The organism is Chitinophaga sp. S165, assembly GCF_003182155.1.
Lineage (GTDB): Bacteria > Bacteroidota > Bacteroidia > Chitinophagales > Chitinophagaceae > Chitinophaga.
This window is the reverse complement of record NZ_QGTG01000001.1, coordinates 478,390-504,365: the sequence shown is the minus strand read 5'-3', so window position 1 is coordinate 504,365 and position 25,976 is coordinate 478,390. Positions and strand designations below refer to the sequence as shown.

Genomic DNA, 25,976 nt, shown 5'->3' with positions numbered 1-25,976 from the left:
AGTTGAAATTTTAAAAGGATTATTTATGAATAATACTTCAAATTCAAATCCTTCCGCTGATCCTTCGTTGGAGAGCGCCATTCACTATGATGAATTTCTTGGTCCCATGTTCTTTGAGCCTTATGCCATAGAAATCGCCACTCGTATTCATCCTTCCTCCGTTTCTCTTGCACTCGAAATTGCTGCCGGGACAGGCCGTGTTACCCGCCATATACGACAACGGATACCGGCATCGGCCAACTTGATCGCTTCGGATATTGACGAGAATATGCTGGCTGTAGCTAAGAGAAAATTAGCAGCTCCTGACATTGACTGGCGAAAGATAGATGCACAACAGCTTCCTTTCACCAGCAATAGTATAGACCTGGTTGTATGTAGCTTTGGATATATGTTTGTGCCTGATAAACCGAAAGCATTTGCAGAAGCATATCGTGTGTTGAGCCCAGGAGGCATGTTGTTGTTTACGACCTGGGATAAGCTGGAGAATAATGCTGTGTCTTATATTTCCCGGTCAGCAGCAAAGAAATATTTTGAGGGAACATTGCCCGAGTCATATAATGTGGCAACTTCGATGAATGATGAAGCCATTATAAGGCCACTATTAGAGGAGGCAGGGTTTTCCGAAATATCAATTGAGAAAGTACAAAAGCATTCAGTTTGTACAACTGCAAAAAAGGCGGCTATTGGTCTTGTGCAGAACGGGGCTATTTTTCAGGAAATCAAAAAGCGAAACCCCGCGTGGATTGATGAGATAATAGCTGACGTGGAAAGGGAACTGTCTGAAAAGTTTGGAGTAGCTCCTATGAGCGCTCCTATAAGTGCGGTGATCATTCAGGCGTGGAAATAATTGGACCATGATATAGATGAGCTATAAAGAGCATTGTTTGAAAAACTGCCGGGGGTATTTCAATGCTACAAGATTTTATAAAATTACAAAAAGGGAGAATTTCCTGTACGACCTGTTATAGATTACTTGGGATGAGGTATCTTTCGAGGTTTATATAAAAAAAAGAGGATAATTACTAAAGTGCAATTATCCTCTTTTGTGACCTCGTCTGGATTCAAACCAGAAACCTTCTGATCCGTAGTCAGATGCTCTATTCAGTTGAGCTACGAAGCCATTCCCGTGATCGGGATTGCAAAGGTGTAGAAAAAAATCAAATTTCCAAAATAGGAGTTGGATTTTTTTTGAGGGGCGCCATTTTTACAATTGAGCAATTCAGATGTTGGTTGATAAAGTGGTCTTAATATTACAACTCCCGTTCAATGTTCACATTTTCACGAAAAGAAGGACAGAATCTTTTCTATGTTACGCCCCACCCCTTCCGGATCACTCCTTTCTATACTGTCCAACAATAATTCGTGATCCCTGTGTGTTTCACTGAAAATAGCTTGGTGATCTTCCAGGATAAGATAAAACGGCGCTAAGTAAGAAGTCAGTAAACTATATAACTCGGCTAAAACCTTATTCCCGGAGGCTGCAGCAATGACATGATGTAACTCCAGGTCTGCGGCGACGCACTTCTCTGCATTGTCACTTTGAATAGCATGTTGCCGCTTACCGAGTATTTCCTTCATCCTGAGAATGTCTTCTGTTGTTCGGTTGATAGCTGCCTTTGCGGTCAGTTTTCCCTCCAGCAATTCCCTCAACTCATGTACTTCTCTAAAGTCAGTACCTACCATTTTCAGGTCGGTCCCCCGGTAAAACTTCTGCGTCTCGATGAATGTTCCCAAGCCCTGCCGTGATCTTAACAGTCCTGCGTTATTTAATAGCCTGGTGGACTCTCTGATTGTCGATCGTCCCACGCCGAAAGCTTTCATCAATTCCGTCTCGTTAGGTAACTTCTCCCTGTTCCTATACTGTCCATGACGGATTTCCTCCGTGATCAATACCGCTACTTCCTCGGCCATTGTTTTTCTTTGCAAGATCTTCATGTCAAATGGGATATAGCTTCACCCGTCAAAATACGGGTTTCCCTGTCAACCAATAAATAATCATCCAATGCCGGTTGTTCAATTTGCACCGTCTTTTCTAATATCCTTTCAATGATCTCGCTCATGGCCGTAAAGCTGATCTGATAGTTCAGAAAGGCTTCCACTGCAGTTTCGTTAGCGGCGTTCAGTACGCAAGGCATAATTCCTCCATGTTCCAATGCTTTATAAGCCAATGCCAAATTTTTAAACACCTTTATATCCGGCTCGTAGAAATTCAGCTCCGGGCAGGTTAAAAAATCCACTCTTTCAGCGTTACCCGCGATCCTTTGTGGATAGGTGAGCGCATACTGTATAGGCAATTTCATATCAGCGGCGCCTAACTGGGACTTTATTGCGCCGTCTATGAACTGGACCATTGAATGAACAACCGACTGAGGATGCACGAGCACTTTTATCTGATCCGGCCGCAGGCGAAACAGCCATTTCGCTTCAATCACTTCCAGTCCTTTATTCATCAGAGAGGCAGCATCCACGGTAATCTTCCTGCCCATTGACCAGTTAGGATGCTTCAATGCATCTTCCGGTTTCACGTGCGACAAAAAGGCCAGGTCTCTTCCTATAAATGGCCCACCAGAAGCGGTGAGATAGATCTTATCAACGTTAGCAACATCTTCTCCCGCTAAGCACTGAAATATGGCAGAATGCTCGGAATCTACCGGTAAAAGAGTAGCGTTGTGTTTTTGGGCAAGGTCTATCAGCAGGCTTCCGGCCACTACAAGCGGCTCTTTGTTGGCCAGTGCAATGATCTTTCCGGCTTTAATAGCAGCAACAACCGGTGGCAAGCCAGCAAATCCCATGATGGCCGCCAGTACAATATCCACCTCGGGCATCTCCGCCACCTCTTCAATTGCTGCGGCGCCGGCAAGGACGGTAATGTCCGTTTTCCTCAACGCCTGTGCTACTTCGGCGTAGGCATTTTCATCGGCAATCACTACGATATCCGGATCGAACATTTTAGCCTGTTCAATCAGCAGCCGAACATTCTTTCCGGCGGTTAATACGTGTACCTTGTAACGCTCCGGATATGCCTTAATTACATCAAGTGCCTGGCTGCCGACACTCCCTGTCGAACCTAATATAGCTATATGCTTTCTAACTAATCTATCCACAATCTTTACTGATTTTCAATATTTAGACATACGTTTTCATTCCACTCTTGATACCCTCAACATGTTGGTAGGTGACGCTGACACTACCGGTGTACCACTGGTACTGACAACAATATCTCCCTGCTCCAGATAACCGTTTGCATTCAGAAAGCTGATCTGTTTAAGCATCATAGCATCCGGAGTTATCTCTTCATTGTTATAGTAAAATGCCGTTACTCCCCAACTAAGACTGAGCTGGTTAACAAGCCATCTTTCGCCTGAAAAAATAAACAGGGGCGATCTTGGCCGGCAACTGCTCAACATAAAGGCTGTATATCCGCTTTGGGTCATACCGATGATGGCATCAGCAGACAGATCTCCGGCAATCCTGCAAGCATTGTAGCAAGTTGCATCACTAAGGAAGGTAGGCGAATGCTTTTGTGGTATTAATTGTTCCTGCCTGTCATAGTAATATCCGGAGCTTTCTACTTCTTTAATGATTTTACACATGGTTTCGACCACCAATCCAGGATGATTTCCGGTCGCGGTTTCAGCACTCAGCATTACGGCATCTGCGCCCTCCATTACAGCATTCGCAACATCGGTGATATCGCTGCGGTTAGGACGTATTCCGGTGATCATGCTCTCCATCATCTGGGTAGCCACTATGACGGGCTTTCCGCGATGGATGCATTTACGAATGATACTTCGCTGTGCATAAGGTACTTTCTCTACCGGCAATTCCACTCCCAGATCGCCGCGGGCAATCAGCACACCATCAGCCGCCCGAATGATGTTATTAATATCAATGATTGCAGAGGGCATTTCTATTTTTGCCAGTACCTTGCTATTGCTCCGCCTTTCGGTGATCCTCTTTTTAAGATCAATAATATCTTCTGCCTTCCGGACGAACGACAGGGCAATCCAGTCGAGTTCTTTCTCCAGAATAAAATCCAGATCAGCAATGTCTTTCTCTGTAAGCGGAGGAAGAGAGATCTCTGTATCGGGCAGATTCACTCCCTTTTTAGGATAGAGCAAGCCGCCGTGAACAACTTCTGCATCTACAGCTCCGGTGCGCAAATCAATACCAATCACACACACTTCTAACTTGCCGTCGTCAATCAGTATCTTATTTCCAACAACTACATCTTTATGCAAGTCCGGATATGATATATAGATCTTATCCCTGTTACCCATCACCTTTTCCTTTGATGTAAATGTCAGTACATCTCCTTTATCAATTTTCAGAACACCATTTTCAATATCCCCGATCCGCAGTTTAGGCCCCTGCAGATCTCCTAATATTGAGACATTGAAAGCACCTTCTTCATTGATCTTCCGGATATGACTGATAATTGCAGTCATCCGTTCATACACACCGTGAGAGAAATTTAAACGAAAGACATTTACGCCAGCTTGCGCAAGCGCAAGTAGTCCTTCATAGGTATCGCAGGCAGGGCCAACTGTAGCGACGATCTTTGTTCTGTGTGTATGAGGATTTCTGATATGTCCCTTGTACATTTCATTCTCCCCAAAGGTTCCTAAAGTTAATTCCATAGATGTATTATTTAGTTTGCCCGATCCCCATGTGCTGATAGCACGATAGTCTTCTATTTCGTTTTATTATGCTTGCCCAATAGCTTCAAAAATGTTATGAACAGTTGTGCAACATGCTTCTTAATGCTTTTATGAGATATATGATCTATGATATCAAATGCGAATGCCTGCATCAGGATCTCCAGGCAGTTTTCCTCGGGAATCCCCCGGGACTGTAAATAGAATAGCGCATGCTGGTCAAATTCTCCAACTGTTACACCATGCGTACATTGTACATCATCGGCAAAGATCTGCAACTCAGGTTTTGTATAAACGGTGGCCATGTCATCCATGATGAGATTATTGTTTTGCTGATAGGCCGTTGTTCGTTGCGCACCGGGATGTACAATTATTTTACCATTGAATACAGCTGCAGAACTTCCATGCAGAATCCCTTTATACTTTTCGTCGCTTCTGCAGTCAGCGACCTTATGTTCAACACAGGTATGATTATCTACCAATTGATCCTCGCCGGATATATACAGCCCCGACAACTTCGTATGTGTATTCCCGCCATCCATTACAACATGAATATTATTACGTATAAACGGGTTGCCGGAGAACATAAAGTTGAAATTATGATACTGGCTATCTTCCGCTGTTTGTACTTCCAGGTTGTAAACTGAAGCCACATCCGCGTTGCATGTATTAATGAGATAATGTTTGACTATAGCCTGTTTACCTACTATCAGTTCAGACATTGAATTGATAAAAGTATACGCTGTACCATCTTCCCTTTCAAAGGTTTCGACAATATTAACATTCGTTTTCCCGCCTGCTATGATCAGTTGTCTCGGATGCACAAAACCAGGTACTGACTGAGTTACCTTATGTATGATATGGATGGGGATATCAGATTCCATATAGGGCTCCACATATACGAATAATCCCTCTTCAAACAATGACGCATTAGCTACAGAAAAGTGTTCCACTTGACTGGTCAATGTTCCGAAGTGAGCCTTAAACTGCTCATTATCACTCAGCACTGCATCTGTAAAGGTGCTTACATGCAACCCAGCCGGTAACACCGCCGAAGATGATCCTTTGTCCAGTTTACCATTCTTTGTAACGATCCTGACAGCTGTATCAAGTTGTTCAGAACAGGTACGTCTTGTTACCGGCGGTGTTACCAGTACTTCTTTTACTGCAGTTCTCTTTAACCAGGGCTGTACATTTGTATATTTCCAGTCTTCGGATCCTGCTTCCGGAAAACCGATATGACGAAATTGCTGAGTAGCTGCCTTCCGGGCCTGCCTGATAAATCCGGAGTTCCCGTTCTCTTCAATTAACTCCATAGCCTGACCAACAAGTTGGTCAACAATATGCGCTGTATCTGTATTCATAATGCATGTCTTAATTCTGATCAGTTAAAGCATCCGGAAGATCTTTTAACCAGTCATAACCTTTTGCCTCTAATTCGCCGGCCAATTCTTTAGTTCCTGAACGTACGATCCTTCCTTTGTATAACACGTGTACGAAGTCTGGTTCAATATGTTCCAGCAGCCGCTGATAATGTGTAATAAGTACAAATGCATTTGCAGATGATCTCAGCTTATTCACGCCGTTGGATACAATTCTCAATGCATCTATGTCAAGGCCTGAATCTGTCTCGTCCAGTATAGCCAGTCTGGGTTCCAGCATTGCCAGTTGCAAGATCTCATTACGTTTTTTCTCTCCTCCGGAGAAGCCTTCATTTAGTGAGCGCCCGGCCAGTTCGTTACTGAACTGCAGAAGATGTTGTTTCTCTCTGAACATTTTCACAAAATCACGAGTCTCCATTGGAGGTAATCCTTTATATGCCCTGATCTCTCCGATAGCTGTTCTTAAAAAATTGATATTTGAGACACCGGGAATTTCAACCGGGTACTGAAAAGCCATAAAGATGCCTTCTCCGGCCCTCTCCTCGGGTTTCAGCGTTATGATATTTTGATCATAGAACCGGATACTCCCTTTTGTTACTGTATAACCTGGATTGCCCGACAACACTGAGGCTGTAGTACTTTTGCCTGAACCGTTGGGTCCCATTATTGCATGCACTTCACCAGGCTTTACAGTCAAATTCAATCCTTTAAGAATTTCCTTATCATTAACTGTTGCATGCAGCTCTCTAATTTGTAACATGTTATTTAGTTTACATTGTTCCCTAATGCTTACTTATCCGACACTTCCTTCCAGTGAAATGGCGAGTAACTTCTGCGCCTCCACCGCAAACTCCATTGGCAAATTGTTTAGCACTTCTTTCGCATATCCGTTTACAATCAGCGCTACCGCCTTTTCAGTATTTATACCTCTCTGATTAAGGTAGAATATCTGATCTTCTCCGATTCGCGTGGTAGTCGCTTCGTGTTCTATCTGCACGGATTTATTTTTAGCTTCTATATAGGGGAATGTATGTGCACCGCATGTACTGCCGATCAGCAGTGAATCGCACTGTGTAAAGTTCCTCGCGTTAATGGCATTTCTTCCTGCATGTACAAGCCCTCTGTAGCTGTTCTGTCCTTCTCCTGCAGATATACCTTTAGATATGATCCTGCTCTTCGTATTCTTTCCCAAATGGATCATTTTAGTGCCTGTATCCGCGATCTGTTTATTTTTAGTGATTGCAATAGAATAAAATTCAGCACTACTGTTATCCCCTTTCAATATAACGCCGGGGTATTTCCACGTAATAGCGGAACCGGTTTCTACCTGGGTCCAGGAGATCCTGGCTCCGTTCCCTTTACAGATACCACGTTTCGTTACAAAATTGTATATGCCGCCTTTACCATCTTTGTCTCCCGGGTACCAGTTCTGCACGGTGGAGTATTTAATCTCTGCATCGCTTAATGCAATCAATTCTACCACTGCGGCGTGAAGCTGGTTTTCGTCCCGTTGTGGTGCGGTACATCCTTCCAGATAACTGACATAACTTCCCTCGTCCGCAATGACCAATGTGCGCTCAAACTGTCCGGAGTTACCTGCATTAATCCTGAAATAAGTCGACAACTCCATAGGGCAACGAACGCCTTTAGGTATATAAGCAAAAGACCCGTCTGATGATACCGCTGCATTTAGGGCTGCGAATATGTTATCGGTAGCGGGTACCACGGTGCCCAGGTATTTCTTCACCAGGTCGCCATGTTCTTTAATTGCTTCACTAAAAGAGCAAAAGATGATGCCCAGCTTACTTAGTTCTTTCCTAAACGTTGTTGCTACAGAAACGCTATCAAATACAGCATCCACTGCTACACCGCTTAACATCTTCTGCTCTGTCAGAGGTATGCCCAGCTTTTCAAAGGTGGCGATCAGTTCAGGATCTACTTCATCCACGCTATTTAGAACGGGCTTGCTTTTCGGCGCGGCATAGTATGAAATAGCCTGAAAGTCGATCGCCGGAAGATTAAAATTCTGCCACTCAGGCATTCCCTGCGTTTCCAGTAACTTAAGGAAATGCCGATAAGCTGTCAACCGCCATTTCAGCAACCATTCAGGTTCATTCTTTTTTTCTGAAATTGCCATTACCGTTTCTACACTCAGTCCCCTGGGCAAAATATCCATTTCGATATCTGTCACAAAGCCATATTGATAATTGCCTTCAATGACTGAATGCAGGGTATTATTTGTGTCTGCTGTATCCATAATATTCTAATTTAAGAGGGGCTGCGGTTCCCTCACTTTCGCATTCACCGATTAATTTTCGTGGCTTATTATGTTCCACTTGCAAGATCAATCTGATGATCTCTTTCCTCCATTGATCATTCCGGATACTATACCGGGACTATCTTTTCTTTCTGCGAGGATTACACCTGCAAGATGTGCTGCAATAAATGCGGTGATGGGATACATGGTATAGTAGTGGATATCCAGCACAGCACGAACAGCGGCGACATTACCTTTGAGAAAGGGCAGTTCATTCTGATAAGCCACACTGAGTCCTGTGACCGCCATTATCGCCACCAGCAAATAAAAAATGGCATATGTAATTTTGACAAGTTTATTATTCACCCCTGCAGCTGTCAGATAGTTTTTAAGCTTGTACACAAGTCGCTGTTGTGCCGGCAGAAAGAATTCCAAGATGATCCGGAAAACCATTAACGCAGCAATACCAAATCCGATGTATGCATGAACGACCCAGAGTTTATCGCTAAAAAACCGGGCGAATGCGGTTGCATCATGTACGGTATATTTTGCGCTGAGCGACGTTAACTGCGCCTGCACATATGCGGTATTATTTTCCGGTTTCAGCAAGGTAAAATTCACCAGCACGATCAGTAATGAACCCATGATCAGGATAGCGTTTGCCCAGTGCCAGCAACGTAAGGCCGGATGATAGTTCTGTGATGCCTGTTCCGAAGAATTACATACTTGTTTACTTTCTTTTGTCATATTATGAAACGTTTGAGATCATGTATTAACAGATACAAAGCTATCCGTCTCTGTCTGGTCAAAACAGGTAGAAAACAAGCATTTTGGAGTAAATTTGTCCAATGAAGGCGAAACAGTTATATAAGGCCGTAGAGGTGACAGTAATGGAGATAGACGATCTGGCGGCTACCTTGCACAAACATCATTTCTTTCAGTTAATATATGTGCTGGAGGGCTCCGGAACCCACACTATCAATAATAATAACTTTGAATTTTCACAGGGAGACGTGTTCCTTCTGACACCTGGAGAAGGCCATAGCTTTACGATATCAACCCCACCAATATTCTGCCTGATTGATTTTACAACCGACTTCTTTTCAAGGAACACCCATACTGATGGGGAGGAGGTGGATCTAAGCAACTCATTCAGGAGACTCGAATATATATTTCATAACCAACATGCCCTTAATGGCAATCTGGCCTCCCCCGGCGATAAAAACATTTTTAGTGTGCTCGTCAATCAACTGATAAACGAAACAAAGACGTCACTGCCGTTCGATAAGATCGTGACTCAGAATATCATTTTTTTACTACTCAACCTTATTGCAAGAAATATCCAGCAAAATATTATTGCCTCGTCGAAAAGTCACAATCCTAAAAATAAGGTGCATGAGATAATCACTTATATTCAGCACAACATATACGAGAATCAACTTCTGAGAATTGAAAATCTGGCAGCGCATTTCGGTATGTCTGAAGGCCATTTAAGCAGATACTTCAAATTGCAATCAGGCGACACAGTTAAAGACTATATTATGCGGTATAAACTGGAGATGGTACTGGCCAGACTGAAGTACAGTGACTTAACCATATCTGAGATTGCAGATGAGTTGAATTTCGCAGATGAAAGTCATCTGAATAAGACCTTCAAACAAGCGTATGGTAAGACGGCAAAACAATTTAGAAAAGACTATCTGGTAAGTGTAAATACTGGCAAGCCCAAAGCTTAAGTATTTTTTGCGATTGGGAGTGATCTTACAGGTCGTATATGATCTACGATAAAGGTGGTCTAATTATTAAGTTTTATGTAATGGATGCGGAGCAGAAGGAACCAATGATCTGTTTTGTTAACATACAGTCCGGACATTGGATTTAACGGACAAAAAAAGGGCAAAGTCGAATTTTCGCTTTGCCCTTTTTGGTGACCCCGTCTGGATTCAAACCAGAAACCTTCTGATCCGTAGTCAGATGCTCTATTCAGTTGAGCTACGGAGCCATTCCCGTCATTGGGACTGCAAATGTAGATAAAAATCTAAAATCAACAAAAAGATTTCCAAAGGTTTATTTACCGATATGGCAAATAAAAAAGGTTCCAGATGAACTCTGAAACCTTCTCTTTTGTGACCTCGTCTGGATTCAAACCAGAAACCTTCTGATCCGTAGTCAGATGCTCTATTCAGTTGAGCTACGAAGCCGTTCCCTTGATTGGGATTGCAAAGGTAGCAATATTTCTCTAATCGCCAAATATTTTAAATATTTTTTTTGTTTGATTCATAAGCATCGGGTTACGTACATTTACCAGCCGCCTCATGGGCGGGCTTCTATAATAAACGGGTTAATAGTGAAAATACAACTCTGGAGCATTGGAAAAGAGAACGACCCTTATATCAGGGACGGCATCGCTATTTTTCAAAAGCGTTTGCAGCATTATGTAGATTTTGAACTGAAACTGATCCCCACGGTAAAACAAGCAGCCAGCCTGTCCATTCCTGAATTAAAAAAGCAGGAAGGAAAGATGATCCTGGATATGTTACAGCCTCAGGATTACCTGGTAGCGCTTGATGAATACGGCAAGATGCAAACGACAATGCAACTGGCCGATTTCCTGCAACAACGGGCGAATGCTGCCACGAGGCAGGTAATATTCCTGATCGGCGGGGCTTTCGGGCTGGACACCGGCGTATTGGAAAGGGCGCAGCTGAAGTTATCCCTCTCCCCCCTCACCTTTCCCCATCAACTGGTGAGGCTGATCATGACAGAGCAGCTTTACAGGGCATATACTGTGCTTAACAGGGAGAAATATCATCATCAGTAAAAAATCATTATAATTACATTCTTATCAATTAACTCAATCGTTTGGAATGGGACTGACAATCAGCATAGCGATCATTATTATAACCTGCCTGGTTTCTATTACCTCTTTTAACAATGAGCGGCGTATAGATGACCTGAGCATGTGGCCTTACCTGGTGAGAGAAAAGAACCAGTACTACCGGTTCATCACATCCGGCTTTGTACATGCGGATTTTATGCACCTGGGCTTTAATATGTTCACCCTTTATTTCTTTGGTGGTTTTATTGAGGAGATGTTTCTCGTTATATTCAAAGGTAAAGGCTACTACCTCTTGTTTTATGTGCTGGCGCTGGTACTGTCAGATATTCCAACATATATCAAGCACAGGAACAACTATGGGTACAGGACGATCGGCGCATCAGGGGCCGTTTCGGCGGTTGTATTTGCAGCTATTCTTTTCCAGCCGTGGGCACAGATCTATGTATTTTTCATACCCATGCCTGCTATTCTTTATGGCATAATATACCTGGGCTATACCATCTACATGTCCCGTCGTGGGGGCCCTGGCGGTATTAATCATGACGCCCACTTATGGGGAGCAGTTTTTGGCATCCTTTTCCCATTAATATTTGAACCGAGGATCGGTTTATTTTTCCTTCAACAGCTAATGCACGGTTACAAGTAACGGCTTCATCCTTTTCCGGTTTATTTTTTGCTTCATGTCTGGCGGGCAATATGTCCAACACTTACCAAACAAGCCACACGCATGAAGCTAGACACAGCGAAAATCTTACAGAAAAGGAAAAAACAGATTCTCGAATTGTGGATGAAGAACCAATTAGTGGATTTTTCTCTACGGGAGGACCTTATGTCGAATGATGAACTGACGGTCCAGTCTGAAGAACTTGTAAACGTTTTACTACAAACTTTAGATAATGGTAATCTGGAGGATGTGCAATCAGCATCCTTTGAGCCATTATATGAGGTGCTGGAATCTATTTCTCTTTCCAGGGCTAAACAGGGTTATTCTCCCAGGGAGACCGGTACCTTTGTATTTAGCCTGAAAGATGCTTTACTGACCACGCTTCAGCAGGAGATCAAGAATGATCCTTTACAGTTGCTGGAAGAAAGCATGAAAGTAAGTAAACTGATCGATAGCCTGGGCATTGTAACTTTTGAGACTTTCATTAAAGGAAGGGAGGAAGTGATCCTGCGTCAGACTGATGAGATAGCAGAAATCTCCACCCCTGTTATCCGTGTATGGGACGGTATTGTAGCCATGCCCATTATTGGAACGCTTGATAGCTCCCGTACCCAGGTGGTGATGGAAAATCTCCTGCAGGAAATTGTTTTAACCTCCAGCAGCATTGCAATCTTGGATATTTCAGGTGTGCCTGCTGTGGATTCGCTTGTTGCGCAACACCTCATAAAAACAGTAAGCGCAACCCGTCTGATGGGTGCAGAGTGCATTATCAGCGGTATACGCCCCGAAATAGCTCAGACCGTTGTTCACCTGGGAATAGATCTATCCGGCATTGTTACGAAAGCTACGCTTGCAAGTGCTTTAAAGTATGCATTTTCATTAATGCAGCTGGAAGTCAGAAAATCAATTGTAAAGTAAAAGGAGGAATTGATGGATAAAATACCAATTCTCAAAATTGGCCATTTCCTGATGGTTGCCATTCAGGTGGACCTGTATGACCGGCTGGCGCTGAACCTGGAAGCCGACCTGGTACAGGCTGTGAGTAAAACCAGTGCGAAAGGTGTACTGATAGATATTTCTGCTGTTTCGATCGTTGATTCCTTTATGGGCAGGATACTGGGGAATATTGCAGGTATGAGCAAGGTATTGGATGCTGACACTGTAATAGTTGGAATGCAGCCGGCAGTAGCCATTACGCTGGTAGAACTCGGTTTACCGCTGAAGGGGGTACAGACCGCATTGAATGTGGAAAAAGGAATGGAGCTCTTGCAGAAGAAAATAAAGATTGTAGACGAAGAAGCATTTGATGATGATAGTACTCTCCAGTGATACTGTGCGCATAGTGAAAGAACTGGACATGGTGGTATTCAGAAACAGGTTGAAGGAATTTGCCGTTAAAATAGGCATGGGCCTTGTAAATCAGACAAAGCTGATCACTGCTGCCAGTGAACTTTCCAGGAATATGCTCCGTTATGCCGGAGGAGGCGTTGTACTCATCGAAATAATAAACGGTCAACGCCAGAATGGCTTACGTGTCACCTTTACCGATACTGGCCCCGGAATACCTGATATAAAAGAGGCCATGAAAGATGGTTTCTCGACAGGCAAAAGTCTGGGATTAGGACTACCGGGAGCCAAACGTCTGGTGAGCGATTTTGAAATTAAAAGTACGGTGGGCAAAGGAACTACCATTACAATCACTAAATGGAAGAATGGGTAACCGGACGACATATCAGTTTTAACCTGGAAGACAGAAGTTATCTGTCAACGTTAAAACGCGAGGTGCACCGTCTCTCTATACAATGCGGACTTGCTGAAAAAAAGGTGGCCGAGATCGATATCGTTGTTGCTGAAATAGGATCTAATATCATCAAACACGCTGGAGGAGGAGAAGTGATTGTCATGCTCACAGATATGCCCCAGCCGGCTATCGAAATAATAGGCATAGATAATGGCCCAGGCATCACAGATCTCGCAAGAATGATGCAGGACGGCATATCCACAGCTAAAACGCTCGGTCACGGACTGGGGGCGATCAGACGCCTTTCGGATTTTCTGCAGATCTATTCCGTAAAAGGTTGGGGCACCATCCTGTTGTCCAGGTTCTTCCTTAAACCGGCGGAGCCGTTCCCTCCTAAACCCGGACATGAGATCAGAACATTGCTGGTGGCAAAACCGGGAGAGAAAGTTTGCGGAGACGGCTTCTATGTACGTCCGGACAGGACCGGTATAAGGATCTTTCTCGGAGACGGGCTTGGACATGGCGTCGAAGCAAACAAAGCGGCGGCGGCGGCAGTCAACTCTTTCAGATATTGTATGCTTCCAGACCTGAGTGAAGTATTAAGGCAAATACATGATGATGTGAAACGTACCCGTGGATTAGTAGGAACGGCCGCTGTCTATAACAACAAGACCAAAGACTGGAAGATCTGCGGGGTAGGCAATATACATGCACGCATGTTAACTGCCGGTTCTTCCAGGACCTATCTTCCGTATAATGGGATCATCGGGCATAACATGCCACGCACTATCAACGAACAGAAAATAGAACACGAGGCAGGAAAAGAACAGATACTCATCTTATGCTCCGACGGCATAAAAACCCGCTGGGAAATGACAAAGTACCCGGCCATTTTCAGGTACGATATGTCTGTGCTGGCAGCTGCCATCTATAAGGATAATGCAAGAAAAACAGATGATATGTCAGTAGTAATTGTTAAAGTAAAATAGTGGCAATGCAGGAAATAACCCGGATCACGCTGGAAACTGATATGGACCTTGTGCTGGTACACAAACGGACGATGAAGCTTGGTGAGCTGGCCGGACTATCACTGGCATCTCAGACCACCTTTGCGACAGCGGTGTCTGAAGTCTCGAGACATGTGATCGAGTATGGATTTGACGCCGTCCTTGTACTGGCCATTAAGGCGGATATGAAAGATCCGGAAAAATACCTTATAGCAAGGGTACTCGACAGAAACCTGAATCTCACGGAAAAGATCCACGAGAACCTTGTATACGCAAGACGATTGGTTGACAGGTTTACACTTGAACGTGCTGAAAGAGGCGTTGAAATAACGCTGGAATACAAGATACCGGGTATACAGAAGATCATCAGCAGCAGGATCGAGCAATGGATCACATCCTTTAAACTGGAATTGCCTGTTTCTCCGTACGATGAAATAAAGCGCAAGAACAAACAACTGCAAGAGTTGGCAGAGAAGTTGGAGGATAGTGAAACGCAGTACAGGGAAGTGACGAACGCCTTGCCGCTGGTGATCTTTACCTTAAACGGAGATGGCGAGATCATTTACGCAAATAGCTGGTTGAAGTCGTTTACAGGGCGTGATATCCAGGAACTGAACGAAAGCAAATGGGGCCCGGTGATCCGTGAAGAGGTATTTGCTGCAGCCTGGGAATACTGGTGGCGGCATCAGGCTGTAAATAAGCCTATCAGAAAGGAAATAGAGCTTAAGAATGACGCTACGCAGGAGTATATCTGGCATTTGCTTTCCCTGTCGCCGATGACCAATGAAAACGGGGAAACGATGTACTGGATAGGCTCTCTTGTAGACATTCACGCACAGAAGGTGATGGAGCAAACGCTTCGGGATAATAAGGAACTGCAGGAAACGAAACAATTACTGGAGGAGAAAGTGAGAGAGCTGAACCGCAGTAACCAGGAGCTGGAACAATTTGCCTACGCAGCGTCTCACGACCTGCAGGAACCATTACGGAAGATCGTATACTATGGCGATTATCTGAATGCACGATACGCGGAGCACATAGACGAAAGGGGGAAATTATATTTCAGCAATATGATGGGCGCCAGTCAAAGAATGACGCAGCTGATCCATGACCTGCTGAATTTTTCAAGGATCTACAGGGAGAACCTGCACCTTATAAAAACGGACATGAACCTGCTGGCGGCAGAGGCCATGAATGACCTTGATGTGGCAATAAAAGCAAAAAGTGCTCACATAGAAGTAGCACCGCTGCCAGTATTAGCTGTATATCCGATGCAGATGCGACAGTTGTTTCACAACCTGCTGTCCAATGCGATCAAGTTCTCGGACGAGCGGCGTGCTCCCTTAGTAAAGGTATACGCGGAAAAAAGAGATAATGAGATACAATTGATATTTGAAGACAACGGGGTGGGATTTGAAGAGAAGTATTTGGATAAGATGTTCAGTTTGTTTCAGCGCTTGCATTCCCGTGAAAAATATGCGGGTACGGGTATAGGACTGGCCATGTGCAAGAAGATCGCCGATCTTCACAACGGGTCCATCACTGCCTGCAGTAAACCGGGAAATGGCGCAAAGTTCATTCTGACATTACCATTGGTAGCGTAACAGCTGTATACCAGAATTTTCATCTAAAAGAAAGAATTATCAGTTATGGACAATACCGTGAAGATATTATTGGCGGATGATGATATGGAAGACCGTTTCATCATGCAGGATGCCTTTAATGCGATCAATCTGCCGGAGGTACCGCTCCTGGTGGAGGATGGGGAAAAGGTACTTGAATACCTTGCTGACACACATGCTAAAGCCGGCGTGATGCCTTCGCTTGTAGTACTTGACCTGAACATGCCCCGGCTTAGTGGTACACAAACACTGCGGGAACTGAAAAGCCAGGATGCTTATAAGAACATTCCTGTGATCATCTTTTCTTCTTCATTGAACGTGATAGAAATGCATGAGTGCAAACAACTGGGGGCTTTGTCCTATATGGTAAAACCATTTACGTACGAAGAATATCTGTCTTCAGCCCAGCATTTTTATGATTTTTGTTTGAAGAAACATTCTTTCCCGGAGTTCAACAGTTCTATTAATAATTTCAAGTGATGGGAGGCCCGGAATTAATGGCCCTCCCACTCTATTGACAGCAATTCTTTTGTCTGGTCCGTGACCTTAAACCTGTCGTCTATACGCAATCCTACTATCCAAACGATCGTTTTGGCCGATTCCAGCACCCAGATATTCTCTTTCTGTGGCAGTGACAATTTCTGATCTATAAAGAAGCGGCTTAATTTCTTTTTCTTCCGCATACCTAAAGGGTAGAAATAATCACCCTGCTTCCATTTTCTAAGTAGTAACGGATACTGTAATGATCCTTTATCGAGCATTGCGATAGCTGCCGCCCCGGGTATACTGGTTGTCTCTTTCCTGTTGCTGGTTTTAAATCTGAGTATACCGGTTGACGTGGACACCGCGGTGCGGTCTTTTTCGATCACAATAACAGTTGCTTCTTCCTCTGTTAACGGTGTGACCAGCAACCATTGCCTGTCACGTATTATGCGGTGGGTGCTTGTTTCCACCAGTTTGCCCGAACTGCTGGACAGTAGTTCGATCACCTGTGGCAACTGTGCGGCGGAACAGCCATACTGCCTGAATATTTCCCAGGCAACCGTTTGCATAGGAATAGTTTTCTGCAGTTTCAGTACAGGTATCATGTACATGTTCCCCTTCTGAACAACCAGTCGTTTGATATGTCTTTCCACCGATTGCGCATATAATATCTCGGCCTCGCGGAAACGTTCTATACTACCTGCTATATTGGCCACCACACCCGGATAGGCTTCCTGTATAACAGGGATCACTTTATGCCGGAAGAAATTACGGGTATATTTGACGATGATGTTTGAGCTGTCTTCAACGAACGAAATACCGTGCTGTGTGGCATAAGCGAGTATCTCGGCCTTCTGTGAATACAACAGCGGCCGTACCAGGTTTGCTTGTTTAGGCAGGATGCCGTGCAGCCCTGCTATCCCCGTTCCTTTTGAAAGGTTCATCAGCACTGTTTCCGTACTGTCCTGCATATGGTGGGCAGTAGCGACATAAGAGCATTCTGCCCTTACCATCGTATTTTCAAGCCACTCATAGCGCAACTGCCTGGCTGCCACCTGGATGGATACACGATGCTCAGTGGTATAGGCCAATGTATCAAAACGTACCTTATAAAAGGGGACTTCCAGCCTGTTGGCCAGGTCCTCGACGAAGGCCTCGTCCCGGAGGGATTCCTCTCCCCTGAGTTGAAAATTACAGTGAGCGATGGAAAATGTAAATCCTGCAGCCTTGACCAGGCAGGCCATTACAACAGAGTCCACTCCCCCGCTCACGGCCAGCAGTAACGGCTGATCGCGAGTGAACAACTTTTCTTTTTCTATGTATGCGATAAATCCTTCCAGTAAATCCATCTCCTGTAAATTATTAAATCAGATCATCCAATGCAGCCTGTAATTCGTTATAAGCATGCCTGTCACCCGCCGCTTTTGCCATCTCCATTCCCTTCTCATATACGGCAATAGCTTCCTGCGGAAGAACGGCCCGTTCCAGCAGGCGGCCGAGGTGATAATAAGACCCAACGTAGCCTGGCTCGAATGCCAGCAGCTCCTCAAACAGTGATCTGGCGGCGTTGTCATCGCCTATCTTGATATATTCAAGCGCCAGTGCATGCTTAAGAAAGCTGTCGTTCGGGCTGTCTTTAAGAAATTCCTTTATCCTGGCTATTCTATCCATTATTTAAATATATTTGCTCATACCGCTTTTAAAAACAAAACAGTTTAGGCCATGAAGATTTTAGTTTGTATCAGTAAAACTCCGGACACGACTGCAAAAATAGCTTTCACAGACAACAACACGAAATTCAATGAAGCGGGTGTACAATTCATCATCAACCCCTACGATGAATGGTATGCCCTGGTCCGCGCTTTGGAATTGAAAGAAACGCTGGGCGCAACCGTACACCTGATCACCGTTGGTGGTGCAGATACGGAACCTGTTATCCGTAAAGCCCTGGCACTGGGCGGAGACGAGGCATACCGTATTAACACAGATAGCCAGGATAGTTTCTATATCGCATCACAGATTGCGGAACATGCCCGTAAACAGGGATATGATCTCATCTTTACAGGTAAGGAAACGATCGACTATAATGGTGCTGCTATCGGTGGCATGGTAGCAGAATTGCTGGAGCTCCCATATGTATCTATTGCTGCTAAATTTGATCTGAACGGAACAGAGGCAACTATCCGCCGTGAAATAGAAGGCGGGGAAGAAGTTGTGAAGGTAACACTTCCGGTTGTTGTATCCTGCCAGAAAGGAATGGCGGAACAGCGTATCCCCGGCATGCGCGGTATCATGGCAGCCCGTACCAAACCCCTTGCTGTAGTAGAACCAGTAGCAGCAGATACACTGACGACGGTCAGCAGTTTTGAACTGCCGCCGGCAAAAGCAGGTGTTAAAATGATCAGCGCAGATAATGTGGAAGAGCTGGTAAAATTACTGCATGATGAAGCAAAAGTGATCTGATAGCTGGACACTAGCTGTAAACTCCATTTTAAAGTATTAAATTCTACGTCAAACATGTCAGTAATAATATTCGCAGATCAGGCACACGGTAAGATCAAGAAAGTATCATTTGAGGCAGTACAGTATGGTGCAAAGGTAGCGCAGCAACTGGGCGTTACGGCAACAGCACTGGTGCTGGGAGCTGCAGACAATGCAGAACTGGAAGCATTAGGCAATTATGGCGCAACAAAAGTATTACATGTTGCGGATGCCAGGCTGAATGAAGTTGAGACTACAGTATTCACAAAGATCATCGCAGCTGCAGTGGAACAGGAAGCTGCGCAGGTGGTGGTATTCCCCCATAATTTTGATGGTAAGGCGGTAGCGCCGCGTGTAGCCGCCCGCCTGAAGGCAGGTTTTGTATCAGGCGCCATTTCACTGCCAGATACAGCTAATGGTTTTGTGGTAAAGAAAAGCGTGTTTTCCGGCAAGGCATTTGCCAATGTAAATATTACTTCTGCCAGGAAGGTGATCGGCGTTATGCCCAATACTTTCGCACTGGAACCAACGGATGCAAAGGCATCTGTAACAGCCTTCTCGCCTGCTATCAGCGACGCTGATTTCAAAGTGAAGGTAAGTAGCGTGGAAACAGTAAGTGGTGAAGTACCGCTTACAGAAGCAGAGATAGTAGTGAGTGGCGGCCGGGGCCTTAAAGGTCCGGAGAACTGGGGTCTTGTAGAAGAGCTGGCACATTCGCTGGGGGCAGCAACAGCATGTTCCCGCCCGGTGGCTGATACCGGCTGGCGTCCGCATCATGAGCATGTTGGGCAAACAGGGTTAACTGTACGGCCTAACCTGTACATTGCAATCGGCATTTCGGGCGCCATACAGCACCTTGCAGGTGTAAACGGTAGTAAGGTGATAGTGGTCATCAATAAGGACCCTGAAGCGCCTTTCTTTAAAGCGGCTGACTATGGTATTGTAGGTGATGCCTTCGAGGTAGTGCCTAAATTAACTGCTGCCATAAAGCAAAGGAAGTAAGTAGGCGAATACCTTGCGCTTACTTATTATCTGTTTTTTAGATAAGGAATATTTTTTCTAACTTCACGTTCTTATAAAATATTCAGCGACAACGCAGGACAGATATGAGAAAAATAGAACTGGAAATAGTTGCTTTATCGCACAGCATTACGCAAACACATTCTTACGCCGTAGTTTTAGGAGAGGTGAACGGTTTGCGCCGCCTCCCTATTGTAATTGGCGGGTTTGAAGCACAGGCTATCGCTGTGGCATTAGAGAAAATGCAACCCAGCCGCCCACTGACACATGATCTGATGAAAAACTTCATGAACGCTTTCAATATTGAGCTGCATGAAGTGGTGATCAGTAACCTGCAGGAAGGAATTTTTTATTCTAAATTGATCTGTTACAGTAATGAAGAAACGATAGAGATAGACTCCCGTACTTCTGATGCGCTTGCGCTGGCTGTACGTTTTGGCTGTCCCATCTTTACTTACGAGAATATACTTAACAGTGCAGGTATCCTGCTTGATGATCCTGCCGGTAAGAAAAGCGGTGTTAAACCGGTTACTCCTACCATCTCAGAACATGAAAAGGGAGCGGAAGATGATCTCAAGATCCTGAACCTGGACGAGCTTACACAGTTGCTACAGGAAGTGCTGGAGCAGGAAGATTATATCCGTGCTATCGCTATCCGCGACGAGATCAACAGCCGTAAAAGCCGCTGATCATCTTCTTTACATTTACTATTACAAAATAAACGATCCATAAACCATAGTATCTCAGCTATGGTTTATGGTTTTTTATACCATGATCGTCTTCCCAAATTGCAAGATAAACCTGGGCCTGCACGTTGTAAGTAAACGCCCTGATGGATTCCATGAACTGGAAACAGTATTCTACCCTTTGCCGCTTACAGATGCCCTGGAAGTGATCAGCCCCGGTAAGCTTGAGTTTACAACAAGTGGTATCGCAGTTCCCGGTAACAGTGCAGATAATCTTTGTTTAAGCGCGTGGCGCCTCTTAAAGCAGGACTTTCCTGAATTGCCCGAAGTGAACATTCACCTGCACAAACATATTCCTATTGGTGCGGGACTGGGCGGAGGATCCGCTGATGCTGCTTTTATGTTGCGATTACTTAATAATCGTTTTCAGCTTGGCATTCCGGAAGATCAGTTATTGATATATGCGGCTCAACTAGGCAGTGACTGCCCTTTCTTTATTCAGAATAAACCTTGTTATGCCACAGGCAGAGGAGAGATCATGACGCCCATAGACCTGGATCTTTCGCGGTGGACTTTCGTATTGGTATATCCGGGTGTTCATATTAATACTGGCTGGGCTTTTAGCCAAATCACGCCACAGTCGCCTGCTCTATCATTAAGGGAAAACATTCTGCGGCCGGTAGATACATGGAAGGACACGATCACGAACGACTTTGAAACGCCTGTACTGAATGCACATCCGGAGCTGTCAGCAATAAAAGAAAAATTATATATGGAGGGAGCGGTGTATGCTGCTATGAGTGGAAGCGGGTCAGCATTTGTGGGGATCTTTCCTAAAAATAAGATAGCCGGCATTGCATTCAACACCGGCTACAAAGTATTTATCTTATAATCGCAGATCCGCTTATTTAACGGTAGCGATCAGGCTCTTGAAAGTTTCTGGTTCATTCATTGCCAGATCAGCCAATACCTTCCTGTTAAGGTCGATATTCTTTTCAGACAATTTATGGATAAACTCGGAGTAAGTCAGACCTTCTGCTCTTGCAGCAGCGTTGATACGAGCGATCCACAGCTGACGGTAGTTTCTTTTCTTGAGTTTACGGCCTACATAGCTATATGTAAGACCTTTCTCCAATACGTTCTTAGCTACGGTATAAACATTTTTCCTTTTACCGTAGAAGCCTTTGGCCTGCTTTAATATTTTCTTCCTGCGGGCCCGGGAAGCAACTGCATTTACTGAACGAGGCATATAGTGCTTTTTTGATCAGGTTAATAATTAATTACACAACACCACTTCTCATTATCTGAGAGCAAGCATTCTTTTTACCAGGTCCAGGTTAGCTGAACTAACAAGGCTGCTACCTCTGAGGTGGCGTTTTCTTTTGGTAGACTTCTTGGTCAACAGGTGACTTTTGAAGGCATTATACCGCTTAATCTGTCCGCTCCCGGTCACCTTGAAGGTCTTCTTCGCCCGGGAATGAGTCTTTACTTTGGGCATCTTACATCAAATTTGGTCTGCAAAGGTAGGTAAATATTTCAAACAACAAACTGGTTATATAAAATAATTATTAACGTCATAAGGGTGTGGATAACTTTTAACCCTCTGAGCAAACTTTTTTTTCACCCTGTTAAGATACTGAATATCAAATTCCCCCCGGCCTCCTATTTCCAATTATTCTTCCATTTATCGCTTTAGAATATATACACATTTTTTATATTTCCTATATTAGTTCTAATTTTAATTTTAAAATAGTCTCATTTCTTAGCCATATCAAGTAAAAAAATGATCAAGCCTATGGAAACACTTTACACTTCTCAAAAAGCCATTCCGGTGCGGGATTGGAAATCCTATCGATCGGTAAAACATTGTAAATCTGTCAGTTGGCGTGACGTCTGAGCACTGCATTTCTGATACTCTTTTCACAAAACACCTACTGATGAAAAAGATTTTAATCCTATTATATACGATGTTGATCTGTGCTGTAGCAATGGCGCAGAACAGTCCAGCCGTATATGTAAACGTACCGGGTCAAGTGTGTATCTCGACGGCCGCCAGCTCTGCCGGTCAGGACAAATTCCTGAGCGTCAATGCTATGATCAACGCGGGCAACGGGTATACACAGGCAGGGCAGCCAACGTGGACGATAACCACGCCAAATAACGACGCCGCCGAATATGAGGTCCTGTATACAGGGAATACCGGCGCCGTGTTAAAAGCAGACAAGCTGAAAACGACCAAGTCGTTGACTTTGCAGTTTCTGGAACCAGGTAACTACGAAGTAAGAATCGAAATTCCGTATAAATATAATAACGGACCAACGAGGACTACGACGATTACCCGTACCATTACAGCGATGGACTGTACCATTAATACCTGTGGCAGTAATGAAGCGAACGACAAACCAGGTTTCTTTGAAGACTTTGGAACGTTACCTGGTTCAGGCATTGTTCGGCGTCCATATCCTATTAATGGAGTAGTCACTTACGACTATCAAGGGACCAACGACCTGAGAGACAACTACTACTCGATCTCAAACAACACTCAGCTCAAGGGTGACTGGGTGAACTCTACCGATCACACGGGTAATGACCGTGGTGGTATGCTGGTAGCTAACTCACACAATGACCCAAGACAACTTTATAAGAAGACCGTAAGCGGTCTCTGTAAAGGTTCGGTTTATAATTTTAGTGCGTGGTTGATGAACATCAACCCTCGCGACGTTTTTGAAAATGGTTGCGTATCCGGTTATAAATATGCCGGCGTAACCTTTAAGGTGGTGAACGCTGATAACCCTTCTCAGGTATTGGCAACGTTCCCTACTTATAATGTATCTATGCACCTCGGTGCACCTAAGGGAATGTGGGAAAGATTTGGCGGATCTTTTATGATCCCTTCAAATGTGGAGAATGTAATTGTGACCATCTTTAATGACATGCCTGGTGGTTGTGGTAACGATATCGCGATTGACGATATCGAATTTGCATATTGTAGCCCAAACATCACAGCATCTATTAAAGGTAAGACTGGTAATCTGGCGGAGGTTGTCTGCGAAGGCGCCCCTATTACCCTGACTTCTGATTTCACACCTGCAGACTACTTCGTCAATCCCCGTTATCAATGGGAAATGAGTGACGACGAAGGTCTGACTTATGTAAACGTTCCTTTTGGTACTGCTACAGCTAAAGAACTGGTGATCGGTCCGGGCGAACTGAAAGGTACGCGGACCGTTCCTACGTCTTACCGTTTCCGTGTCCGTATTTATGAAGATGGTAGTGACGCGGTCACGTGTGCCTCGCCATCTGAATATGTCCGGTTGACAATCTTGCCGATGCCGACGCTGTACCTGACGAAGAGCCAGGTCTGCGCGGGTGCTTTTGTTGAATTACAGGCATCCGGAGGTTTCGACAGATTTACCTGGAGAGACTTACCAGGATACGAGGGTGCGACCCGTACCATCCAGGTAACTGGCGACACCACTATTATGGTATATGGTTTTGTGGACTATGCTGATGGTCATACTTGTAAGGATTCCAATACAGCACATATCAGCTCTGTTGATAATCCTATTGTGGATGTGATCTCTACATCACAGAATATTTGTGCCGGTTCTTCCGTCGATATCCGTATCAATGATGTTCTGGCAGGATTTAATATCCAATGGTTCCAGGGGCCTGATGCAGGTGGCGTACTTACACCATTGCCTCAACACACTGGTAAGACTTTCCTGAGTCAGATCCAGATCAACACCCCTGCGCAGGGCGTCTTTACCGTGGTTGTAAGGGACCCTTTAAATGTCTGCGAGGTTAAATCCGCTCCGTTCATTGTTAATGTAACGCCGGTACCTATAGCGAATGCGGGACCTGATCAGCTGGCGTGCGCAAGCGTAAACACCAGCGGCCTCTTTACCATGGCTGCAACACTGAACACAGCTGAAAGTGGTACATGGACTGTAGACAGCGTCTTTGGTCCTGGTGTAACTGTACCTATCACCGCTGCTGACTTCAAGGATTACGCGACTGTACAATTCCCTACTCTCAGGAATTCACGTGTAACACTGAAGAAAGGTGGCATCACCGCCAGATTCAAGTGGACAGTAAAAAGCACTGTAAACAACGCCTGCTCCAGCAGCGACTTTGTTGAGGTTAGCCTGCTGCTTGATCCATCTATCAGTGACGCTGGCCCTGATACTACTTTATGTGGTACCAATAATGTATTTACAATGAATGCCAGTCAGCCGGACCTGACATTAACCGGTCCTTCTGCGGAAATCGGTACATGGACACTTGTATCCGGTAATGCGACCATTGCTGACATTCATGCTTATAATACAACAGTTACCTCACTGGTTAACGAACAGGACATCGTGCTGTCATGGACTATTACCAACGCAGCCAACTGTACGCCAACCACTGACATTGTTATATTGCATAAAACAACCCGTCCGGTAATTAATCTGAGACCAGGTATTATCACTTGTAATTCTGACGGTACATTCCAACTGGATACACTGTCTACAAAAGGTAATCCTGATACATACAGCATTACAGCCGGCACTCCCGCCCTGCCAGGTTTTGTTGCTATCACCGACCAGCCGATCACAGCGTGGCCGATAACGATCAACTATCCTGTGGGTACTCCACGTGGCGTGTATAATTTCAACCTGAGCTACAGAAATAGTGCGAACGCTGGTTGTGATTCTACTGTTCCGTTCTCTGTGAGCGTACAGACACCTCCTACTGCGCCTACCGGCGTTGCAGCAAGTACACCAAATATCTGTACTTCAGGTAATACCACCCTTTCTGTAGTAGGCGGTAGCCTGGGCCAGAATGCGGACGGTACGCCGAATGGAAACTGGGTTTGGTATGCCGGAGGTTGTGGAGTAGGTGCTCCGCTCGGAACCGGTACATCAATTACCGTAGCTGTTAGTGCCACCACTACTTATTATGTACGTGCCGAATCTACAGGTGCATGTACTAATTCTACATGTGCAAGCACTACTGTGACAGTGTTCCAGATGCCAAATGCAGCTGCTGCCGGTCCGGATCAAACCAAATGTAACACCACTACCTTTACGATGGCTGCCAATGCAGCTTCTGTAGGTACCGGTACATGGACTGTTACTGCTCCGGGTACTA

General features: G+C 44.8%; 26 protein-coding genes and 3 tRNA genes. 15 read left to right on the top strand and 14 right to left on the bottom strand.

Annotation, left to right across the window (positions count from 1 at the left end):
• Window positions 1-25: 25 nt before the first annotated feature.
• On the top strand, window positions 26-847 hold the full coding sequence (locus tag C7475_RS01890) for a class I SAM-dependent methyltransferase (RefSeq protein WP_110050459.1): 822 nt from the start codon (window positions 26-28) through the stop codon (window positions 845-847).
• A gap of 199 nt (window positions 848-1,046) precedes the next feature.
• Here C7475_RS01890 and C7475_RS01885 read toward each other — a convergent pair.
• The 8 genes from C7475_RS01885 to C7475_RS01850 form a co-directional block, all read right to left on the bottom strand.
• A tRNA-Arg gene (locus C7475_RS01885) sits at window positions 1,047-1,120 on the bottom strand.
• 158 nt (window positions 1,121-1,278) lie between these two features.
• Window positions 1,279-1,935, bottom strand: a complete 657-nt coding sequence (locus tag C7475_RS01880; protein WP_110050457.1) for a FadR/GntR family transcriptional regulator — start codon at window positions 1,933-1,935, stop codon at window positions 1,279-1,281.
• On the bottom strand, window positions 1,932-3,104 hold the full coding sequence (locus tag C7475_RS01875; RefSeq protein WP_110050454.1) for a 1-deoxy-D-xylulose-5-phosphate reductoisomerase: 1,173 nt from the start codon (window positions 3,102-3,104) through the stop codon (window positions 1,932-1,934). The genes C7475_RS01880 and C7475_RS01875 overlap by 4 nt, the downstream gene beginning before the upstream one ends.
• 36 nt (window positions 3,105-3,140) lie before the next feature.
• A complete protein-coding gene (pyk, locus tag C7475_RS01870; RefSeq protein ID WP_110050452.1) occupies window positions 3,141-4,640 on the bottom strand; it encodes a pyruvate kinase in 1,500 nt (499 codons plus the stop codon).
• 53 nt (window positions 4,641-4,693) lie between these two features.
• Window positions 4,694-6,022, bottom strand: a complete 1,329-nt coding sequence (sufD, locus tag C7475_RS01865; protein WP_110050449.1) for a Fe-S cluster assembly protein SufD — start codon at window positions 6,020-6,022, stop codon at window positions 4,694-4,696.
• A gap of 10 nt (window positions 6,023-6,032) precedes the next feature.
• On the bottom strand, window positions 6,033-6,800 hold the full coding sequence (sufC, locus tag C7475_RS01860; protein ID WP_110050447.1) for a Fe-S cluster assembly ATPase SufC: 768 nt from the start codon (window positions 6,798-6,800) through the stop codon (window positions 6,033-6,035).
• Between the two features lie 33 nt (window positions 6,801-6,833).
• Window positions 6,834-8,297 carry a Fe-S cluster assembly protein SufB gene (gene sufB, locus C7475_RS01855; RefSeq protein ID WP_110050445.1) on the bottom strand — a complete coding sequence of 488 codons (1,464 nt, stop codon included), beginning with the start codon at window positions 8,295-8,297 and terminating at the stop codon, window positions 6,834-6,836.
• 87 nt (window positions 8,298-8,384) lie between these two features.
• The gene (locus tag C7475_RS01850; protein WP_110050443.1) at window positions 8,385-9,044 is read right to left on the bottom strand and encodes a cytochrome b/b6 domain-containing protein; all 660 of its coding nucleotides are present in this window, start codon (window positions 9,042-9,044) and stop codon (window positions 8,385-8,387) included.
• A gap of 101 nt (window positions 9,045-9,145) precedes the next feature.
• Here C7475_RS01850 and C7475_RS01845 point away from each other — a divergent pair, with 101 nt between their 5' ends.
• Window positions 9,146-10,033 carry an AraC family transcriptional regulator gene (locus C7475_RS01845; RefSeq protein WP_110050440.1) on the top strand — a complete coding sequence of 296 codons (888 nt, stop codon included), beginning with the start codon at window positions 9,146-9,148 and terminating at the stop codon, window positions 10,031-10,033.
• Between the two features lie 189 nt (window positions 10,034-10,222).
• Here C7475_RS01845 and C7475_RS01840 read toward each other — a convergent pair.
• Together C7475_RS01840 and C7475_RS01835 are read right to left on the bottom strand one after the other, a co-directional pair.
• Window positions 10,223-10,299, bottom strand: a tRNA-Arg gene (locus C7475_RS01840).
• A 125-nt stretch (window positions 10,300-10,424) separates the two neighbouring features.
• Window positions 10,425-10,498, bottom strand: a tRNA-Arg gene (locus C7475_RS01835).
• A gap of 146 nt (window positions 10,499-10,644) precedes the next feature.
• Between C7475_RS01835 and C7475_RS01830 the strand changes: the two genes are divergently transcribed.
• The 8 genes from C7475_RS01830 to C7475_RS01795 all read left to right on the top strand — a co-directional run bounded on the left by C7475_RS01830 (window position 10,645) and on the right by C7475_RS01795 (window position 16,650).
• On the top strand, window positions 10,645-11,118 hold the full coding sequence (locus C7475_RS01830) for a 23S rRNA (pseudouridine(1915)-N(3))-methyltransferase RlmH (protein ID WP_110050438.1): 474 nt from the start codon (window positions 10,645-10,647) through the stop codon (window positions 11,116-11,118).
• A gap of 46 nt (window positions 11,119-11,164) precedes the next feature.
• Window positions 11,165-11,782: a rhomboid family intramembrane serine protease gene (locus tag C7475_RS01825; RefSeq protein ID WP_110050436.1), complete on the top strand. Its 618-nt coding sequence runs from the start codon at window positions 11,165-11,167 to the stop codon at window positions 11,780-11,782.
• An 81-nt stretch (window positions 11,783-11,863) separates the two neighbouring features.
• The gene (locus tag C7475_RS01820) at window positions 11,864-12,718 is read left to right on the top strand and encodes an STAS domain-containing protein (RefSeq protein WP_110050433.1); all 855 of its coding nucleotides are present in this window, start codon (window positions 11,864-11,866) and stop codon (window positions 12,716-12,718) included.
• A gap of 12 nt (window positions 12,719-12,730) precedes the next feature.
• Window positions 12,731-13,129: an STAS domain-containing protein gene (locus tag C7475_RS01815; RefSeq protein WP_110050430.1), complete on the top strand. Its 399-nt coding sequence runs from the start codon at window positions 12,731-12,733 to the stop codon at window positions 13,127-13,129.
• Window positions 13,107-13,520 (top strand): anti-sigma regulatory factor, encoded by a 414-nt coding sequence (locus C7475_RS01810; protein WP_110050428.1) that lies wholly within the window; start codon window positions 13,107-13,109, stop codon window positions 13,518-13,520. Before C7475_RS01815 ends, C7475_RS01810 begins: the two co-directional genes overlap by 23 nt.
• Window positions 13,505-14,530: a SpoIIE family protein phosphatase gene (locus C7475_RS01805; protein ID WP_110050426.1), complete on the top strand. Its 1,026-nt coding sequence runs from the start codon at window positions 13,505-13,507 to the stop codon at window positions 14,528-14,530. Before C7475_RS01810 ends, C7475_RS01805 begins: the two co-directional genes overlap by 16 nt.
• Window positions 14,531-14,535: 5 nt before the next feature.
• Entirely contained in the window at window positions 14,536-16,152 is a 1,617-nt protein-coding gene (locus C7475_RS01800) for an ATP-binding protein (protein ID WP_110050423.1), read from the top strand.
• A 45-nt stretch (window positions 16,153-16,197) separates the two neighbouring features.
• Window positions 16,198-16,650 carry a response regulator gene (locus C7475_RS01795; RefSeq protein ID WP_110050421.1) on the top strand — a complete coding sequence of 151 codons (453 nt, stop codon included), beginning with the start codon at window positions 16,198-16,200 and terminating at the stop codon, window positions 16,648-16,650.
• A 14-nt stretch (window positions 16,651-16,664) separates the two neighbouring features.
• Here C7475_RS01795 and tilS read toward each other — a convergent pair whose 3' ends face one another.
• Together tilS and C7475_RS01785 are read right to left on the bottom strand one after the other, a co-directional pair.
• Window positions 16,665-18,002 (bottom strand): tRNA lysidine(34) synthetase TilS, encoded by a 1,338-nt coding sequence (gene tilS / locus C7475_RS01790; protein ID WP_110050418.1) that lies wholly within the window; start codon window positions 18,000-18,002, stop codon window positions 16,665-16,667.
• A 13-nt stretch (window positions 18,003-18,015) separates the two neighbouring features.
• A complete protein-coding gene (locus tag C7475_RS01785) occupies window positions 18,016-18,324 on the bottom strand; it encodes a hypothetical protein (protein WP_110050416.1) in 309 nt (102 codons plus the stop codon).
• A gap of 51 nt (window positions 18,325-18,375) precedes the next feature.
• Here C7475_RS01785 and C7475_RS01780 point away from each other — a divergent pair, with 51 nt between their 5' ends.
• The 4 genes from C7475_RS01780 to ispE all read left to right on the top strand — a co-directional run bounded on the left by C7475_RS01780 (window position 18,376) and on the right by ispE (window position 21,732).
• Window positions 18,376-19,116: an electron transfer flavoprotein subunit beta/FixA family protein gene (locus C7475_RS01780; RefSeq protein ID WP_110050414.1), complete on the top strand. Its 741-nt coding sequence runs from the start codon at window positions 18,376-18,378 to the stop codon at window positions 19,114-19,116.
• Window positions 19,117-19,170: 54 nt separating this feature from the next.
• A complete protein-coding gene (locus tag C7475_RS01775) occupies window positions 19,171-20,136 on the top strand; it encodes an electron transfer flavoprotein subunit alpha/FixB family protein (protein WP_110050411.1) in 966 nt (321 codons plus the stop codon).
• 104 nt (window positions 20,137-20,240) lie between these two features.
• Entirely contained in the window at window positions 20,241-20,843 is a 603-nt protein-coding gene (locus C7475_RS01770; RefSeq protein WP_089836388.1) for a bifunctional nuclease family protein, read from the top strand.
• 67 nt (window positions 20,844-20,910) lie between these two features.
• A complete protein-coding gene (gene ispE, locus C7475_RS01765) occupies window positions 20,911-21,732 on the top strand; it encodes a 4-(cytidine 5'-diphospho)-2-C-methyl-D-erythritol kinase (protein ID WP_110050409.1) in 822 nt (273 codons plus the stop codon).
• A gap of 12 nt (window positions 21,733-21,744) precedes the next feature.
• On the opposite strand, the gene rplT is transcribed toward ispE, so the two are convergent.
• Window positions 21,745-22,089 (bottom strand): 50S ribosomal protein L20, encoded by a 345-nt coding sequence (gene rplT, locus C7475_RS01760; RefSeq protein WP_110050407.1) that lies wholly within the window; start codon window positions 22,087-22,089, stop codon window positions 21,745-21,747.
• Window positions 22,090-22,140: 51 nt separating this feature from the next.
• Complete coding sequence (gene rpmI, locus C7475_RS01755) at window positions 22,141-22,338, bottom strand: 50S ribosomal protein L35 (RefSeq protein ID WP_089788140.1); 198 nt, start codon at window positions 22,336-22,338, stop codon at window positions 22,141-22,143.
• Between the two features lie 439 nt (window positions 22,339-22,777).
• On the opposite strand from rpmI, the gene C7475_RS32875 reads away from it, so the two are divergent.
• Window positions 22,778-25,976: hypothetical protein (locus tag C7475_RS32875; RefSeq protein WP_158286388.1), on the top strand; the 3,199-nt coding region annotated here is incomplete at its 3' end.